A 15,081-nucleotide genomic window follows, 5' to 3' on the forward strand; every position below is an offset into this window, starting at 1 on the left:
GGGGCGTCATCGGGTGCTGCGTCACCGCGCGGCCGGTCACCGGGCGCGCGCGGCGAACCAGGCGGCGGTGCGCTCGCCGGTCATCGGCTGGGCGAGGCTGAAGCCCTGCAGGAAGCCGGCCCCGAGGGCGGCCAGCTGCTCGGCCTGCTCGGCGGTCTCCACGCCCTCGGCGACGGTGGTCAGACCGAGGTTCTCGGCCAGCGCGATGACCGCCGAGGCGATCTCGGTGTGCCCCTGGCCGAGCTCGGCGACGAAGGAACGGTCGACCTTGAGGCAGTCCACCGGCAGGTGCCGCAGATGGGCCAGCGAGGAGTACCCGGTGCCGAAGTCGTCGATGGCCAGCTGGACGCCGAGGTCGCGCAGCTGGGTGAGCACCGCGCGGGCGGAGGCGGGGTCCTTCATCAGGGCCGACTCGGTGATCTCGATCGACAGCCGCGAGGGGTGCAGCCGGTGCCGCGCCAGCGCGGCGACGACCTGGGGGTGCAGGTTGCCGTCGAGCTGCAGCGCCGACACGTTCACGTTGGCCCGCTGCGGGGCGGCGGCCCCGAGCTCGGCGTCCCACTCGGCCAGCTGGCGGCAGGTCTCGTCCAGCACCAGCAGGCCGAGCGGGCCGATCAGGCCGCTTTCCTCGGCCAGGGCGACGAAGGTCGCCGGGCTGATGGCGCCCCGCTCGGCGTGCTCCCAGCGAGCCAGCGACTCCACCGCGACCGAGGAGCGGTCGGCGGTGCTGAAGATCGGCTGGTAGAGCAGGGTGATGTCGCGGCGCTCGATGGCCGTGCGCAGCTCGGCCACCAGCCGGAGCTTGTCGCGGGCCTCGGCGCGGGCCTGCTGGTCGAGCACGGTGATCCGGCCCTTGCCACCGGCCTTGGCCTGGTACATCGCGATGTCGCAGTCGCGGATGAGCTCCTCGGCGGCGGTGTGCTCGTCGGTCTGCACGGTCACGCCGACGCTGGCGTGCGGGCGGACGTCCACCCCGCCCAGCCGCACCGGCTCGGCCAGCGCCGCGCCGATCCGCTCGGCGACGGTGACCGCATCGGCCTCCTCCACGCCCTCGCACACGACGACGAACTCGTCCCCGCCGAAGCGGGCCACCAGGTCGCCGGGGCGGACGGTCGAGCGCAGCCGGTCGGCGATCTCGACCAGCAGCTCGTCGCCGGCCGCGTGGCCGAGGGAGTCGTTGACGACCTTGAAGTTGTCCAGGTCGAGGAACAGGCAGGCCAGCCCGCTCCCGCCGGGGGTGAACCGGCCGGCCACGTGCTCGGCCAGCAGGGTGCGGTTCGGCAGGCCCGTGAGGGGGTCGTGGTTGGCCTGGTGCGCCAGCCGCGCCTCGAAGGCCAGCCGGTCGGTGATGTCCTCGATCGTGCCGACGAAGCCCGCGCCCACGCCCGGGGTGAACAGGTGGGCGAAGCGGATGACCGTCGTCCGTTCCGTGCCGTCCTCCCGGACCAGCCGGGCCGTCGCCTCGCCGTCCCCGCCCCCCAGGACGGCGACCACCTGCTCGATCACGCCGTCGAGGTCCTCGGGGTGCACGGTGGCCATCCAGCCGGTCCCCAGCAACTGCTCGGCCTGCAGCCCGACCAGGCTGCAGAACGCGTCGTTGACGTGCGCCAGCCGCATGCCCTGCTCCGACAGCAGGGTCGGGACCGGCGAGCGCTCGGTCAGGGTCGCGAAGCGCCGCTCGTGGGCGTCGGCGGTCGCGCGCAGTGCGCGCTCGGAGTCGTTGGTGGCCGGCACCAGCCGCAGGGTCCACATGCGGCCCGACGGCGAGGGGGTGCACAGCACGACCACCTCGACGAGGGCGCCGCTGGCGGTGCGGACCGGCAGGTTCATCCGCGCGCTGCGCTCCCGGCGCAGCAGCAGCTTGACCTCCCCGCCTCGGAGCGTGGGCACCAGCGCCGAGACGGGCAGGGTGCGCAGGTCCTCCAGGCCGTAGCCGAGGAGCTGGGTCGCGCCCTCGTTGCACCAGGTGATCCGTGCGGTGCCCCCGACCATCTCCGCCACCAGCAGGACGAGGGTGTCGCTCACCGCCGCGCCGTAGAAGATCGAGGAGACGATGTCCGGCGACACCAGAGGTTCGGCAGGCACGGTCGGCGCTGACACGCTCCCCCCAACGTGGTCTGTACCGGCTCGGCACCGGTCGGTGGTCCGGCAGTTCCCGGCTCACCGACCAGTACGGCAGGCCGGACCTGCCTCTGCACGCGAGCCCGAGGGGCCCTCACCCTCCGGGGGGAGGCCGTCCCGGGCGGCCGTCGAGGGGCGCCGGGAGCCGCGGGGGCGGCATGATCGGCCCCGGCTGCGCCACCTCCAGGAAGGAGCGGACGTGCTCATCGGAGTGCCCAGGGAGACCCGCCCCGGCGAGACGCGGGTGGCCGCGACGCCAGCCACGGTGCGGCAGTTGCTCGGCCTCGGCTACGACGTCGTGGTGGAGAGCGGTGCCGGGGTGGCCGCCAGCTCCCCGGACGCCGCCTACGCCGACGCCGGTGCGCGGATCGGGACAGCGGCCGAGGCGTGGACCGCCGACCTCGTCCTGCACGTGGCCAAGCCGACGCCCGCGGAGATCGAGCTGCTGCGCGACGGCGCGGTGCTGGTCAGCACGCTGTCCCCGGCGCTGGACCCCGAGCTCGTGCGGACCCTCGCGGCCCGGCCGGTCACCGCGCTGGCGATGGACGCCGTGCCGCGGATCTCCCGCGCCCAGTCGCTGGACGTGCTGTCCTCGATGGCGAACATCGCCGGGTACCGGGCGGTGATCGAGGCGGCGCACGCCTTCGGGCGGTTCTTCACCGGGCAGGTGACCGCCGCGGGCAAGGTGCCGCCGGCCAAGGTGCTGGTCGCCGGCGCCGGGGTGGCGGGGCTGGCGGCGATCGGGACGGCGAGCAGCCTCGGGGCGGTGGTGCGGGCCACCGACGTCCGCCCGGAGGTGGCCGAGCAGATCGCCTCCCTGGGCGGGGAGTACGTGGGCGTGCCGGCCGACGAGCAGTCGGCCGGCGGCACCGGGTACGCCGGCGTGACGTCGGAGGACTACGACCGCCGGGCCGCGCGGATGTACGCCGAACAGGTCCGCGACGTCGACATCGTGATCACCACCGCGCTGATCCCCGGCCGGCCGGCGCCGCGGCTGATCGCCGAGGAGATGGTGGCGAGCATGCGGCCGGGCAGCGTGATCGTGGACATGGCCGCCGCCCAGGGCGGCAACGTCGCCGGCTCGGTCCCCGACCAGGTCGTGACCACACCGGGCGGGGTGTCGATCATCGGCTACACCGACCTGCCCGGCCGGTTGCCGGGGCAGGCCTCGCAGCTGTTCGGCACCAACCTGGTCAACCTGGTGAAGCTGCTGACCCCGGCCAAGGACGGGCAGCTCGTCCTCGACCTCGACGACGTCGTCCAGCGGGCCATGACCGTCGTCCGGGACGGCGAGGTGCTCTGGCCCCCGCCCCCGGTCCAGGTGTCCGCGGCGCCGGCCGCCCCGCCCGCGCTGCGGCCGGCGGCCCACCCACCAGCGGCCCGGCGCCCGGCCTCGCCGGTCCGCACCGCCGCGGTGGTGGGGACGGCGGCGGTGCTGCTGTTCCTCGCCACCGCGTTCTCACCGAACCAGCTGATCGGGAACCTCACCGTCTTCGCGCTGGCCATCGTGGTCGGCTTCTACGTGATCGGGAACGTGCACCACGCGCTGCACACCCCGCTGATGAGCGTCACCAACGCCATCTCCGGGATCATCGTGGTCGGCGCCCTGCTGCAGCTCGGCCACACCAGCACGCTGGTCACCGTGCTCGCGTTCGTGGCGGTGCTGGTCGCCTCGATCAACGTCTTCGGCGGCTTCGCCGTCACCCGCCGCATGCTGGGCATGTTCGCCGCCGGCGGGCCGACCCGGACCCGGCCGTGACCGCCGCCTCCGCCGCCGCCGCGGCCTACATCGTCGCCGCGCTGCTGTTCGTCCTCAGCCTGGCGGGGCTGTCGAGGCACGAGACGGCGAGGACCGGCAACGCCTACGGCATCGCCGGCATGGCGATCGCCCTGGTGGCCACCATCGGGCTGGCCACCCGCAGCATCCCCGCGGCCGCCGTCGGCGGGATCGTCGTCGCCATGCTCATCGGCGCCGCCATCGGCCTGTGGCGCGCCGGCCGGGTCGAGATGACCGGCATGCCGGAACTGATCGCGGTGCTGCACAGCTTCGTCGGCCTCGCCGCGGTCCTCGTCGGCTGGAACGGCTACCTGTCGGTGGAGCGGGAGGGCGCAGCGCAGACCGAGGTGCCCCCGGGCCTGCTCGGCATCCACTCCGCCGAGGTCGCCATCGGCGTGTTCGTCGGCGCGGTCACCTTCACCGGCTCGATCGTCGCCTTCCTCAAGCTGTCGGCCCGCATCAGGAGCAACCCGCTGATGCTGCCGGGCCGCAACTGGCTGAACCTCGGCGCGCTGGTCGCCTTCCTCGTCCTGACCGTCGCGTTCGTGGCGCGTCCCGGCCTGGGCCTCCTGGCCGCCGTCACCGTGCTCGCCCTCGCGCTGGGCTGGCACCTGGTCGCCTCCATCGGCGGCGGCGACATGCCCGTCGTCGTCTCGATGCTCAACAGCTACTCCGGCTGGGCCGCCGCCGCCTCCGGCTTCCTGCTGGACAACGACCTGCTCATCGTCACCGGCGCGCTCGTCGGCTCCTCGGGTGCCTACCTCTCCTACATCATGTGCCGGGCGATGAACCGCTCCTTCCTCTCGGTCATCGCCGGCGGGTTCGGCAACGAGGGCAGCACCGCCGCGGGCGTGGAGGGCGAGCACACCGAGATCACCGCCGAGGAGGCCGCCGAGCTGCTGCGGACCGCGGAGTCGGTGGTCATCACGCCCGGCTACGGCATGGCGGTCGCGCACGCCCAGGGCCCGGTCGCCGAGCTCACCCGCAAGCTCACCGAGGCCGGCGTGCGGGTGCGGTTCGGGATCCACCCGGTCGCCGGCCGGCTGCCCGGGCACATGAACGTGTTGCTGGCCGAGGCGAAGGTGCCCTACGACGTCGTCCTGGAGATGGACGAGATCAACGAGGACTTCGCGAAGACCTCCGTCGTCCTGGTCATCGGCGCCAACGACACCGTCAACCCGGCGGCGCTGGAGGACCCGGGCAGCCCGATCGCCGGCATGCCGGTCCTCACGGTGTGGGAGGCCGAGCACGTCGTCGTGTTCAAGCGGTCCATGAACACCGGGTACGCCGGGGTCCAGAACCCGCTGTTCTTCCGGGACAACACCCGGATGCTCTTCGGCGACGCCCGCGAACGGGTCGAGGACATCCTGAAGAGCCTGTGACCTGCGGTGCTGTCGGCCGGAACCGCCCGCGGCCTACGGTGGACCCATGCGCAACCAGGGGCAGGTGACCGAGGCCGTCCCCGCTGCCCCGGCCGACCACTCCGGCTGGGTCCACGACGCCGGGGCCCTGCCGGCCGCCCTCCCCCACGACGTCCTGGCGCCGTTCCGGGTGTACGCCGACGGCGGCCGGGACGTCGCGGTCGTCGGCGTCTCCCCGCTGTTCGCCCGGGCGTGGCGGCCGCTGGGGTACGACCGCGTGCCGACCGTCTCACTGCGGGCGCGGTCGTGAGCCCTCTCCTCGCCCGCGCCGCCGGTGCCCCGGCACCCGGGTTCTCGCACGAGACGTTCGCCTACCGGGAGGACGACGAGTTCGCCGCCGTCGTCGCCGCCTTCGTCCGCGAGGGCCTGGCGCACGACGAGGCGGTCGTGGTCGCCGAGCCCCCGCCAAGGCTGGAGCAGCTGCGCGCCGCGCTGGGCGACGACGCGGCCGCCGTCGACTTCCTCGACATGACCGCGATCGGCGGCAACCCCGGCCGGATCATCAGCGTGTGGGCCGCGGCCCTCGACCGGCACCACCGGGCCGGCCGGACGCTGCGCGGGGTGGGCGAGCCGGCCTACCCGGGCCGCTCCCCCGCCGAGCTCGTCGAGTGCGAGCTGCACGAGCTGCTGCTCAACGCTGCCTTCGACGACGGCCCCGCCTGGCGGCTGCTGTGCCCGTACGACCAGGGCGGACTCCCCGCGGAGGTGTGCGAGCGGGCGCTGGGCACCCATCCCTACCGCACCGGCGCCGACGGCGTCCTCCCCACCGGTGGCCCCGGCGGCCCGACGGCGGCCGAGCTGCTGGCCACCTCGCTCCCGCCGCCCGGCGAGGTGGTGCTCCGCGGGGAGTTCGGGCCCGCCGACGTGCCCGCGGTGCGGCGGACCGTGGCGCAGTACGCCCGCACCAGCGGGCTGACCGCCGAGCAGGTGGAGGCGCTGGCGCTGGCGGCGTCGGAGCTGGCCACCAACAGCATCCGCCACGGCGGGGGCACCGGAGTGCTGGCGATGTGGAACGAGCCCGGCGCCACCGTGGTGGAGTTCTCCGACGCGGGGCACCTGGCCGACCCGCTGATCGGCCGCCGGCTGCCGGACCCCCCGCGGGAGGGCGGCCACGGCGTCCGCCTGGTCCACCAGCTGTGCGACCTGGTCCAGGTCCGCTCCTCCCCCGCGGGGACGACGGTCCGCGTCACCACCTGGCACTGACCGCGTCCTGGCCGCGTGCTGGCCGCGCGACGGTTGCGGCGGCGGCCCACGTCACCGACCGTTGCGGCGTGGACCCCTTCCGCGGCCTCGGCATGCCGCGCATCCCCGGCCTCTCCGAGCTGATCAGCACGTTGCAGGCCCAGACCGAGGCGCTGGCCCAGCTGCCGCGGACGCTGACCGACCTCAACACCGCCGTCCGGGAGCTGATCGCGGCCACCCGCGTCGCCACCGACGCGATCGCGTCGGCGCAGCGGACCGCCGAGCGCCTGGAGACGCTCGTCGAGGAGCTCGAGGAACCGGTCCGGGCGCTGAAGCCCGGCCTGGAGCGCGTGGGCAAGGTCCTCGACGACCCCGCCATCGACACCGTGCCGGACACGCTGCGGCGGGTGTCGGAGGACCTGCTGCCCCTGGTGTCCGGGTTGCGGCAGGCGACCACCCGGCTCGGCTCGGTCACCGGCATGCTGCGCCGCCGCGGCCGGCCGGGCGACGCCGCCGACGACGTCCTGGAGCCCTGAGCGGGGTCAGCCGCCGTCGCGCTCCAGCACGAAGAAGAACGGCTCCGGCAGGTCCCGCAGGTCCATGAGCCCGAGCAGCACGTCGGGGGTGACCGCGCGCAGGACGTCGACGACCGGCAGCCGGTCGTAGACCACCGCGGCGGTCGTCACCCCCCGGTACGCCAGCACGCGCACCCGCGCCGCCGGGCGCCGGGTCCGCAGCAGCGGGCGGAGGACGGCGAACGCGGCGCGGGCGGGTGCGCCGCGGGCCAGCGCCGGGGCGTGGCGGAGCAGGCTCAGCGGAGCGGGGGCGGGCTGCACCGGTCGCGGCCGGCCGGCCCGGTCGGGGAACAGCAGCGGGTGCACCGTGTCGGCGTCGAGGACCTCCTTGCCGTACCAGCCGTGGGCGGTCAGCAGGCCGTCCAGCCGCGAGCCGGTGCGGAGCTCCGCACCGCGCCACCGGCCGACCATGGCGTCCGGGCCGACGGCGGGCAGCCGGTCGAAGAACGCCAGCACGTCCACCGGCGCCGCGCCACCGCGGTGGGCCGTCAGCCAGCGCGCGGCGTCCTCCCCGTTCACCGCCGGCCCCAGTGCTCCGGGTGCTCCAGCCCCGGGGGGAGGCGCGTGGCGTCGTCCCCACGGGCCGCGGCCACCTGCGGGCGGGTGAGGAACAGCGTGCCGGCGAGGTCCGCGCCGCGGAGGTCCGCCGCCCGCAGGTCGGCACCCAGCAGGTCCGCCGCCGTCAGGTCGACGCCCCGCAGGTCCGCGCCGATCAGGTACGCGCCGCGCAGGCTGACGCCGCGCAGGTCCGCGCGCCGCAGGTCGGCCCCCATGAGGTCGGCGTTGCGCCGGTCCCGCCGCCGGCCCCGTACCCCCGCCCGGGCCAGCTCGCTGACCGACGTCAGCAGCGCACCCGCCTCGGCACGCAGGGCCGCGGTGTCGACACCGGCCAGCTGCTCCGGCGCCGCGCCGGTGAGCCGCTCGGTGCGGTCGCGGGCCGCGGTCAGCTCCCGCCGCAGCGGGCCGGCTGCGGGCAGGGCGAGCGCCTCGGTGAGGTACCAGAGCAGCTCGTGCAGTTGCCGTTGCACGCCGAAGGCCGCGAACACCGACGCCGCCCGCTCGGGGTCGCCGCGCCAGTCGCGCCCGCCGAAGGTGACCTGCACCGTCTGCTGGCCGGCGCCGAAGCAGTCGAAGACCGTGCAGCCCGGGAACCCGCGCTCGCGCAGCTCGGCGTGGATCCCGCAGCGCGAGTCGCCCTGCAGGTGCAGGCACGCCCGCCCGGCCGGCTTGTCCAGCGCGAAGTCGGCCGACGCGGCGAAGGCCGGCGCCACGCAGCACAGCCCCGCGCAGCGGGTGCAGTCGGCCCGGAGCCCGGCCCGGGCGTCAGCAGCGTCGGGCACGGGGCCTCCAGGGATCAGGCGGTGAGGCGCTCCAGGGTGACCAGCACGCCCTCGACGCCGCCTGGGCCGATCCGGCCCTTGACCTCCACGGACGTGATGGCCTTGAGCTGCCATCCCGAGCGGGCGTGCTCGTTGAGCACCTTCTCCAGCTTGTCACCCGACATCTTCCCGCCGAGCAGCCCCTCCCGGAGCTCCACCACCTTGTACTCGTAGCGCTGGGCCATGGGGTTCCTCCTGTCGGCGGGGCGGCCCCTGTCCGGGGACGCCGTCTGCCCCGATGATGCCGGGGTGGACGTGCTGAGCAGCAGGGTTCTGCTGCGCCCGACCGATCCCGCCCGCTCCCGGGCCTTCTACCGCGACGTCCTGGAGCTGGCCGTGTACCGGGAGTTCGGACCGGCCGAGGACCCGGGGCTGGTCTTCTTCCTCGGCAACGGGCTGCTCGAGGTGGCCGGCCGCAGCGACGAGCCGCCGAGGGGCCTGTCGCTGTGGCTGCAGGTGCGCGACGTCGCCACGGAGTTCGAGCGGCTGCGCAGCGCGGGCGTGCGGGTGCTGCACGAGCCGCGGACCGAGCCGTGGGGGCTGGTGGAGGGCTGGGTGGCCGACCCCGACGGCGTCCGGATCGTGCTGGTCGAGGTGCCCCCCGACCACCCGCTGCGCCGCGACCAGCGCTGAGCCACGGGGGGTCAGACCGGCCGGCCCGCCGGTGGTCCGTCGCCGCCTGCCGGGTCGTCGCCCTCGACCGGCTGCCGGCGGACGAGGTCGGCCACCGACTCCTCCAGCCGGGCCCAGGTGGAGCTCCACTCCACGAGCGGGTCGAGGATCCGCTCGAACACGGCCAGCTGCTCGTCGAAGGCCTCCAGCTGGGCCGTCATCGCCTGGATCTGCTGCCGCTGCCCGCGCACGGCCTTGTCGATCGCCTGGAGCTGGGCCGCCGACATCGCCCCCGGCGGTGAGGGCAGCCTCGGCAGGCCGAAGGGGACGGCGCCGGCGGCCATGCCCCGGGCGCGGTCGGTGAACCCGCGCAGCTGGTTGACGAAGTCCTCGATCGACCGGGGCACCCGGTTGCCCGGGTCGCGGCCGCTCTCCTCGCGCTCGCTCATGCGCCCAGTCTCCCGTCCGGGGCCTCCCGCCGGGGCCACCGGCGTGCCAGCCTGGAGGCGTGTCCTGGGCGTACGCCGTCGCGGCTGTGCACGCGCTGGCCGTGGTCCTCATGCTGACCGGCGCGCTGCTGGCCCTGCGGTGGCCACGTCTGGTGCTGCTGCACGCACCGGTGGCCGCGGCGATCCTGGCGGTCAACCTGGCCGGCGCACCGTGCCCGCTCACCGAGTGGGAGCTGGCGCTGCGCGAGCGCGCCGGCGCCGGGCCCTATGCCGGCGGCTTCCTCGGCCACTACGCGTTCACGCCGCTCGGCCTGGAGGTCGCCGGCCCGGGTGTGCAGGCCGGCATCTACACCGTCGCGCTGCTGCCGAACGCCGTCGGGTACGGGCTGCTCACCGCCCGGGCGGTGCGCAGCCGTGGTTCCGCGGGCTGGCGACGGCCCGAGCCGGACGGGTCGCCACGGAGCAGCCCGCCGGCTGCCTCGGGCGGGCCCCGGCTGACCCGGCTGCCGTCGTCGTGCTCGTGGCGGCCCGCGTCCGTTCCCCTTCCCCTCACTGTCGGCCAGGACACTCCGCCGTCTCCTGATCGCTGCACGGCCCCGTCCGGCCCGCACGCTGCTCCGGTGTTCCCGCGGCGACGTCCTCGGCCACGCTGAGGCGTCTGCCGTTCCCGCGGGAACGCCGGCGCCGTGGAGCGGCGGCACCTCCCGGGGGCCGCGCAGGACATCACCCGTCGACCAGTGCCTGCAGCGTCTCGGCGTTGCGGACGGCGTACCCGTGGCCGTCGTTGTTGAAGTAGACGTACACGTCCCGTCCGGATCCGGCCCACTCCCCGATCCGGTCGGCCCACCAGCGCAGGTCGGCGTCGGGGTAGGAGCCGGCGTAGAGGTGCGCGGTGTCGGGGCCGTGCAGCCGGACGTACACGAACGACGCGGTCGCCCGCAGCACGCACGGCAGCCCCGCGCCGCTCATCACGCAGTAGGCCGCGCCGTACCGCTCCAGCAGGGCGAACACCTCGTCGGCGTGCCAGCTGGGGTGGCGGAACTCCACGGCCACCCGCATCCAGTCCGGCAGCAGGCCGAGGAAGTACCGCAGCCGCTCGTCGTCCCGCTCGTGCGCGGGGTGCAGCTGGACCAGCAGCACCGCCCGCCGGTCCCCCAGCTCGTGCCAGCAGCTGACCAGCCGCTCCACCCACACCTCGGGGGCGTACAGCCGCTTGGCGTGGGTCAGGCCGCGCGGCGCCTTGACCGACAGCTGGAAGCCGGGCGGGAGGCGGCGGCGCCAGCCGGCGAAGGTCGCCGTCCGCGGCCAGCGGTAGAAGCTGGCGTTGAGCTCGACGGTCCCGAAGCGCCGCACGTAGTGGGCCAGCCGGTCCCGCACCGGCGTGCCCGGCGGGTAGAGGACGCCGTCCCAGTGGTCGTAGCTCCACCCCGACGTCCCGACGTGCACCGCCACCGTGCGCTCCCGGTCAGCCGCGGCCGCGGCCCGCGAGCGCGGTCAGGCCGGCCAGCAGCCGCCCGTGCGAGCCCGGCGCGAGCCGGACCAGCAGGTCGGGGACGACGGCGCTCCAGCCGACCAGCTGGCGGGGCCGACGCCGTTCCACCGCGGTGAGGATGGTCTCCGCCGCCTTCGCGGGGTCCATGGTGAGCAGCTTGGCGAAGTCGCGCTTGCCCTGCTCCCCCTCCGCGGCCGGGACGCCGGACCCCACCCGGGCGTCCGCGGCGATCCGGGTGCGGATGCCGCCCGGGTGCACGCACGTGACGCCCACACCGTCGTCGGCCAGCTCGTGGCGGAGCGCCTCGGTGAACCCGCGGACGGCGAACTTGCTCGTCGCGTACGCGGCCTGGCCGGCCGGCGCGACCAGCCCGAAGAGGCTGGAGACGGTGACGAGGTGCGAGCCGGGGTGCGCCTTCAGCGCCGGCAGCAGCGCGTGCGTCAGCCGGACGACGGCCCGGAGGTTGACCTCCAGGAGCAAGTCGAACTCCTCGAGGGTGACCTGGTCGAACCGCCCGGCCAGGGCCACCCCGGCGTTGTTGACCAGCAGGGTGATCTCGGGGTGCGCGGTGGCCAGCACGTCGGCGGCCCGCAGGGTGGCCGCGGCGTCGGCGAGGTCGACCTCGTACGTGGTGACGGCGAGTTCGGGGTGCGCGGCTCGGATGGCGCCCGCGACGGTCGCGAGGCCCGCGACGTCCCGGTCGAGCAGGACCAGCGAGCTGCCGCGCCGGGCCAGCCCGTGCGTGAGCGCGGCGCCGATGCCACCGGCCGCGCCGGTGACGACCGCCGTGCCGCCGGCGAAGACGTAGGGCGCGAGCCTCATGCGACGGCCTCCTCGGCGGCGGGTGCCGGCCGTGCGGCGAAACGGACGCCCTCGTCGTCCACCGGGCCGTGGCGCATCAGCAGCACGTCGCGGACGTAGTTCTGGTGCAGCCGCCACGGCGCGTGGGCACCCTGCCTCGGCAGCGCGGACAGGCTGCGCCGCACGTAGCCGGCGCTCAGGCCGATGAACGGCTCGGTGCCGCCCTCGGGCGGGGCGACGGGGGTGCAGCTGGCGTGGCCGTGCGCGGCCATGTGCCGCAGCAGCCGGCAGACGTAGCGGGCAACGAGGTCGGCCTTGAGCGTCCAGGAGGCGTTCGTGTAGCCGATGGTCATGGCGAAGTTCGGCACGCCGGAGATCATCATGCCCTTGTAGGACACCCGCTCGGACAGCTCGACCGCCTCGCCGTCCACGGTCAGCGTCATGCCGCCGATCGGCAGCAGGTCCAGCCCGGTGGCGGTGACGACGACGTCGGCGGGCAGCTCGGCGCCGGACTCCAGCGCGATGCCGGTCTCGGTGAAGGTCGCGACCCGGTCGGTCACGACGTCGGCCCGGCCCTCGCGGATCGCGGTGAACAGGTCGCCGTCGGGCACCAGGCACAGCCGCTGGTCCCAGGGGTCGTAGGGCGGTCCGAAGTGCGTCCCGACGTCGAACCCGGCGGGCAGCTGCCTGCGGGCCAGCCGCTGGATGACCGCCTTCATGGCCCCCGGGCGGCGCCGGCTGAACTGGTAGGACGCCATGGAGACCAGCACGTTCTTCCACCGCACCACCGGGTAGACCGCCCCGGCGGGCAGCCGGCGGCGCAGGGCGTCGGCCAGCTGGTCCCGGCCCGGCAGCGCGAGCACGTAGCTGGGGGTGCGCTGCAGCATGGTCACGTGCGCGGCGGTCCGCGCCATCGTCGGCACCAGGGTCACCGCCGTGGCGCCGCTGCCGATGACGACGACGCGCTTGCCGGCGTACTCGAGGCCGTCGGGCCAGTGCTGCGGATGGACGACCGGGCCGGGGAAGCGCTCCTCGCCGGGGAACCGCGGGCGGTGACCCCGGTCGTAGCGGTAGTAGCCGGAGCAGACCGACAGCCACGAGCAGGTCATTCGCACGGTCTCGCCGGTGTCGGTGCGCTGCGCGGTGACCGTCCAGCGCGCCTGCCCGGTGGACCACTCGGCGGCGAGCACCCGGTGGCCGAACCGGATGTGCCGGTCCACGCCGTGCTCGCGCGCGGTCTCCTGCACGTAGCGGCGGATCGAGTCGCCGTCGGCGATCGCCCGTGCCTGCGTCCACGGCTTGAACGAGTAGCCGAGGGTGAACATGTCCGAGTCCGAGCGGACGCCGGGGTAGCGGAACAGGTCCCAGGTCCCGCCGATGGCCTCGCGGGACTCCAGGACGGCGTAGCTGAGGTCGGGGCACTCCCGCTGGAGGTGGCACGCGGCGCCGATGCCGGAGAGCCCGGCGCCGACGACGAGGACGTCCACGTGCTCGGTCACGGCAGCCGCCAGACCGTCGTCCGCCGCAGGCCCGGGCCCTCGGTCTCGGGGATCTCGTAGACCGCGGCAGCGGCCAGCCGGTCGTGCGGCAGGTAGGGCCGCCCCGGGTCGCCGACGTACACCTCCACTCCGCGGGCGCGAGCGCGGTCGAGGAACGGCAGCACGCGCTCGGTCATCTCGCGGTCATAGCAGACGTCGCCGGCCAGGACGACGTCGACACCGGCGAGGTCCCGGCCCAGGACGTCGCCGGTCACGCTCACCCCGGCGATCCCGTTGAGGCCGGCGTTGACACCGACCGCGGCGCGGCTGAACGGGTCGACGTCACTGGCCAGCACCCACGGGGCGCCGGCCAGGCGGGCGGCGAGCGCCACCAGGCCGCTGCCGGCGCCGAGGTCGAGCACCGCCCGCCCCGCGACGACCTCGGGCCGGTCCAGCACGAAGCGGGCCAGCGCCTGCCCCCCGGGCCAGGCCGCGGCCCAGAACGGCGGTGCCTCCCCCGCGCCGCCCGGCTCGGTCTCCATCGCCTCCCAGAGGGCGACGACGTCGTCGGCCACGTGCAACCGGACCTCCGGGACCGACGACGGCCGGCGGACGCGGGTGTGCGCGCGGACGAAGCCGGACGGGACCACCCTGCTCCCGGTTCCCAGGACGTGCGGGTCCACCCGGATCTCCTCCCCCGTCACGAACGGCACGGCCCGACCGTCGCACACGGGCCCGGAGACGGCTCGAGGGGCCGTCCGGTCAGGACGGCCCCTCGAACGGGTCCCCGGCTCAGCACCGGGTGCGGATCAGTACCAGTTGTTGGCCTGCGAGTGCGCCCAGGCGCTGCAGGGGCTGCCGTAGCGGTTCTCGATGTAGATCAGCCCGGCGTCGATCTGGCGGTAGCCGTCGGAGGTCTTGGCGATCCCCGTGCCGGCCCAGGTGGAGTTCAGGAACTGCGGGATGCCGTAGGCGGTGCTGGTGGGGTTCTGCGCGTTGGGGTTCCAGCCGCTCTCCTTGCCCCACAGGTTCTCCAGGCAGCTGAACTGCTGGGCGCTGCCGACCTTGGCCATCGCGTACTCCTTGAAGGAGCCGCGCGGGGCCGCGGACCCGCCGCTGCTCTGGGCGGCCGGGGCGGCGGCCGGGGCGGCGGGCGCGGGAGCTGCCGCGGCGGCGGCGCGCTCGGCGGCCTCCCGCTCGGCGGCCTCCCGTGCGGCCTGCTCGGCGGCGGCGGCCTCGGCGGCGGCGCGCTCGGCGGCCTCCCGCTCGGCGGCCTGGCGGTCCAGCTCGGCCTGGTCGGCCGCGGCCTGCGCCTGGGCGGCGCTGGCCGCGGCGGCCTCCCGCTCGCTGCGCGAGGCGGCGAGGTCCTGCAGCGGGGCCAGGTCGGCGGCGTTCGAGGTCGCCGCGGTGGCGCCGTCGGCGGTGATGCCCAGCTGCTCGGCGACGCTCACCGACGCGCTCTGGGTGGCCGTCTCGGCCTCGGCGCCGGTCTGGCCGCCGACGACGACGTTGACCACGATCGCGCCGGCCGCGGCGGCGGCCAGGAAGAACGCCGGACGGCGGCCCGCGGCGGGCAGCCGGAGGCGGCGGGGGGTGTCGACGGCGGGGACGGTGTCGGCGGGGGTCGTGTCGTCGACGGCGGGGAACTGCGTGGTGCGGTGCTTCATCGAGTGGGGTGCTCCGGGGCGCGAGGGCGCACGCGGGCCGGCTCCTCAGGACAGAGGGCAGCCCGGGACGCGGCGGGGTCTGCGGGGGCGTGCCGGCGGCGGTCAGGGACGCGCGCGGCCGGTCAAC

At 75.5% G+C, this 15,081-nt stretch carries 17 protein-coding genes; 7 read left to right on the top strand and 10 right to left on the bottom strand.

Going from position 1 to position 15,081, the window contains the following annotated elements; all coding sequences use genetic code 11:
* Positions 1-36: 36 nt before the first annotated feature.
* On the bottom strand, positions 37-2,085 hold the full coding sequence (locus tag CRP39_RS08220) for a putative bifunctional diguanylate cyclase/phosphodiesterase (RefSeq protein WP_245853684.1): 2,049 nt from the start codon (positions 2,083-2,085) through the stop codon (positions 37-39).
* Positions 2,086-2,320: 235 nt separating this feature from the next.
* Between CRP39_RS08220 and CRP39_RS08225 the strand changes: the two genes are divergently transcribed.
* From CRP39_RS08225 to CRP39_RS08240, 5 genes are all read left to right on the top strand, one after another.
* Positions 2,321-3,880, top strand: a complete 1,560-nt coding sequence (locus tag CRP39_RS08225) for a Re/Si-specific NAD(P)(+) transhydrogenase subunit alpha (RefSeq protein WP_097205905.1) — start codon at positions 2,321-2,323, stop codon at positions 3,878-3,880.
* The gene (gene pntB, locus CRP39_RS08230; RefSeq protein ID WP_097205906.1) at positions 3,877-5,280 is read left to right on the top strand and encodes a Re/Si-specific NAD(P)(+) transhydrogenase subunit beta; all 1,404 of its coding nucleotides are present in this window, start codon (positions 3,877-3,879) and stop codon (positions 5,278-5,280) included. Before CRP39_RS08225 ends, pntB begins: the two co-directional genes overlap by 4 nt.
* A 46-nt stretch (positions 5,281-5,326) precedes the next feature.
* The gene (locus tag CRP39_RS26135) at positions 5,327-5,569 is read left to right on the top strand and encodes a hypothetical protein (protein ID WP_101811051.1); all 243 of its coding nucleotides are present in this window, start codon (positions 5,327-5,329) and stop codon (positions 5,567-5,569) included.
* A complete protein-coding gene (locus CRP39_RS08235) occupies positions 5,566-6,522 on the top strand; it encodes a sensor histidine kinase (protein ID WP_172442346.1) in 957 nt (318 codons plus the stop codon). The genes CRP39_RS26135 and CRP39_RS08235 overlap by 4 nt, the downstream gene beginning before the upstream one ends.
* 68 nt (positions 6,523-6,590) lie before the next feature.
* Positions 6,591-7,037, top strand: coding sequence for a hypothetical protein (locus tag CRP39_RS08240; protein WP_097205908.1), 447 nt, complete (start codon positions 6,591-6,593; stop codon positions 7,035-7,037).
* Between the two features lie 6 nt (positions 7,038-7,043).
* Here the strand turns inward: CRP39_RS08240 and CRP39_RS08245 are convergent, their stop codons facing one another.
* From CRP39_RS08245 to CRP39_RS08255, 3 genes are read right to left on the bottom strand one after another with little or no spacing between them, the layout of a single operon-like run.
* A complete protein-coding gene (locus tag CRP39_RS08245; protein ID WP_097205909.1) occupies positions 7,044-7,595 on the bottom strand; it encodes a GXWXG domain-containing protein in 552 nt (183 codons plus the stop codon).
* Positions 7,592-8,416 carry a pentapeptide repeat-containing protein gene (locus CRP39_RS08250; protein ID WP_216359661.1) on the bottom strand — a complete coding sequence of 275 codons (825 nt, stop codon included), beginning with the start codon at positions 8,414-8,416 and terminating at the stop codon, positions 7,592-7,594. Before CRP39_RS08250 ends, CRP39_RS08245 begins: the two co-directional genes overlap by 4 nt.
* Positions 8,417-8,430: 14 nt before the next feature.
* Entirely contained in the window at positions 8,431-8,640 is a 210-nt protein-coding gene (locus CRP39_RS08255) for a DUF4177 domain-containing protein (RefSeq protein ID WP_097205911.1), read from the bottom strand.
* Between CRP39_RS08255 and CRP39_RS08260 the strand changes: the two genes are divergently transcribed.
* Entirely contained in the window at positions 8,639-9,088 is a 450-nt protein-coding gene (locus tag CRP39_RS08260; protein ID WP_221201375.1) for a VOC family protein, read from the top strand. The genes CRP39_RS08255 and CRP39_RS08260 overlap by 2 nt on opposite strands.
* 11 nt (positions 9,089-9,099) lie before the next feature.
* Here the strand turns inward: CRP39_RS08260 and CRP39_RS08265 are convergent, their stop codons facing one another.
* Positions 9,100-9,516, bottom strand: a complete 417-nt coding sequence (locus CRP39_RS08265) for a hypothetical protein (protein WP_097205912.1) — start codon at positions 9,514-9,516, stop codon at positions 9,100-9,102.
* Between the two features lie 59 nt (positions 9,517-9,575).
* On the opposite strand from CRP39_RS08265, the gene CRP39_RS08270 reads away from it, so the two are divergent.
* On the top strand, positions 9,576-10,169 hold the full coding sequence (locus CRP39_RS08270) for a DUF2784 domain-containing protein (RefSeq protein ID WP_097205913.1): 594 nt from the start codon (positions 9,576-9,578) through the stop codon (positions 10,167-10,169).
* A gap of 70 nt (positions 10,170-10,239) precedes the next feature.
* Here CRP39_RS08270 and CRP39_RS08275 read toward each other — a convergent pair whose 3' ends face one another.
* The 5 genes from CRP39_RS08275 to CRP39_RS08295 form a co-directional block, all read right to left on the bottom strand.
* The gene (locus CRP39_RS08275) at positions 10,240-10,968 is read right to left on the bottom strand and encodes a DUF72 domain-containing protein (protein ID WP_097205914.1); all 729 of its coding nucleotides are present in this window, start codon (positions 10,966-10,968) and stop codon (positions 10,240-10,242) included.
* Between the two features lie 13 nt (positions 10,969-10,981).
* A complete protein-coding gene (locus CRP39_RS08280; protein ID WP_097205915.1) occupies positions 10,982-11,830 on the bottom strand; it encodes an SDR family NAD(P)-dependent oxidoreductase in 849 nt (282 codons plus the stop codon).
* Positions 11,827-13,308, bottom strand: coding sequence for a flavin-containing monooxygenase (locus CRP39_RS08285; RefSeq protein WP_097205916.1), 1,482 nt, complete (start codon positions 13,306-13,308; stop codon positions 11,827-11,829). The genes CRP39_RS08280 and CRP39_RS08285 overlap by 4 nt, the downstream gene beginning before the upstream one ends.
* Complete coding sequence (locus tag CRP39_RS08290) at positions 13,305-14,000, bottom strand: class I SAM-dependent methyltransferase (RefSeq protein WP_245853686.1); 696 nt, start codon at positions 13,998-14,000, stop codon at positions 13,305-13,307. Before CRP39_RS08290 ends, CRP39_RS08285 begins: the two co-directional genes overlap by 4 nt.
* Positions 14,001-14,096: 96 nt before the next feature.
* Positions 14,097-14,954 (bottom strand): aggregation-promoting factor C-terminal-like domain-containing protein, encoded by an 858-nt coding sequence (locus CRP39_RS08295; protein ID WP_183358954.1) that lies wholly within the window; start codon positions 14,952-14,954, stop codon positions 14,097-14,099.
* Positions 14,955-15,081: the final 127 nt, after the last annotated feature.

The sequence above is a fragment of the Geodermatophilus sabuli genome (assembly GCF_900215145.1).
Taxonomy (GTDB): Bacteria; Actinomycetota; Actinomycetes; order Mycobacteriales; family Geodermatophilaceae; genus Geodermatophilus; species Geodermatophilus sabuli.

What these genes read in the sequence shown, in the direction of transcription:
- CRP39_RS08255 (WP_097205911.1), bottom strand. Translation starts at nt 8,640, where the DNA reads ATGGCCCAGCGCTACGAGTACAAGGTGGTGGAGCTCCGGGAGGGGCTG.
- CRP39_RS08280 (WP_097205915.1), bottom strand. Translation starts at nt 11,830, where the DNA reads ATGAGGCTCGCGCCCTACGTCTTCGCCGGCGGCACGGCGGTCGTCACC.
- CRP39_RS08265 (WP_097205912.1), bottom strand. Translation starts at nt 9,516, where the DNA reads ATGAGCGAGCGCGAGGAGAGCGGCCGCGACCCGGGCAACCGGGTGCCC.
- CRP39_RS08295 (WP_183358954.1), bottom strand. Translation starts at nt 14,954, where the DNA reads ATGAAGCACCGCACCACGCAGTTCCCCGCCGTCGACGACACGACCCCC.
- CRP39_RS26135 (WP_101811051.1), top strand. Translation starts at nt 5,327, where the DNA reads ATGCGCAACCAGGGGCAGGTGACCGAGGCCGTCCCCGCTGCCCCGGCC.
- CRP39_RS08260 (WP_221201375.1), top strand. Translation starts at nt 8,639, where the DNA reads ATGGGGTTCCTCCTGTCGGCGGGGCGGCCCCTGTCCGGGGACGCCGTC.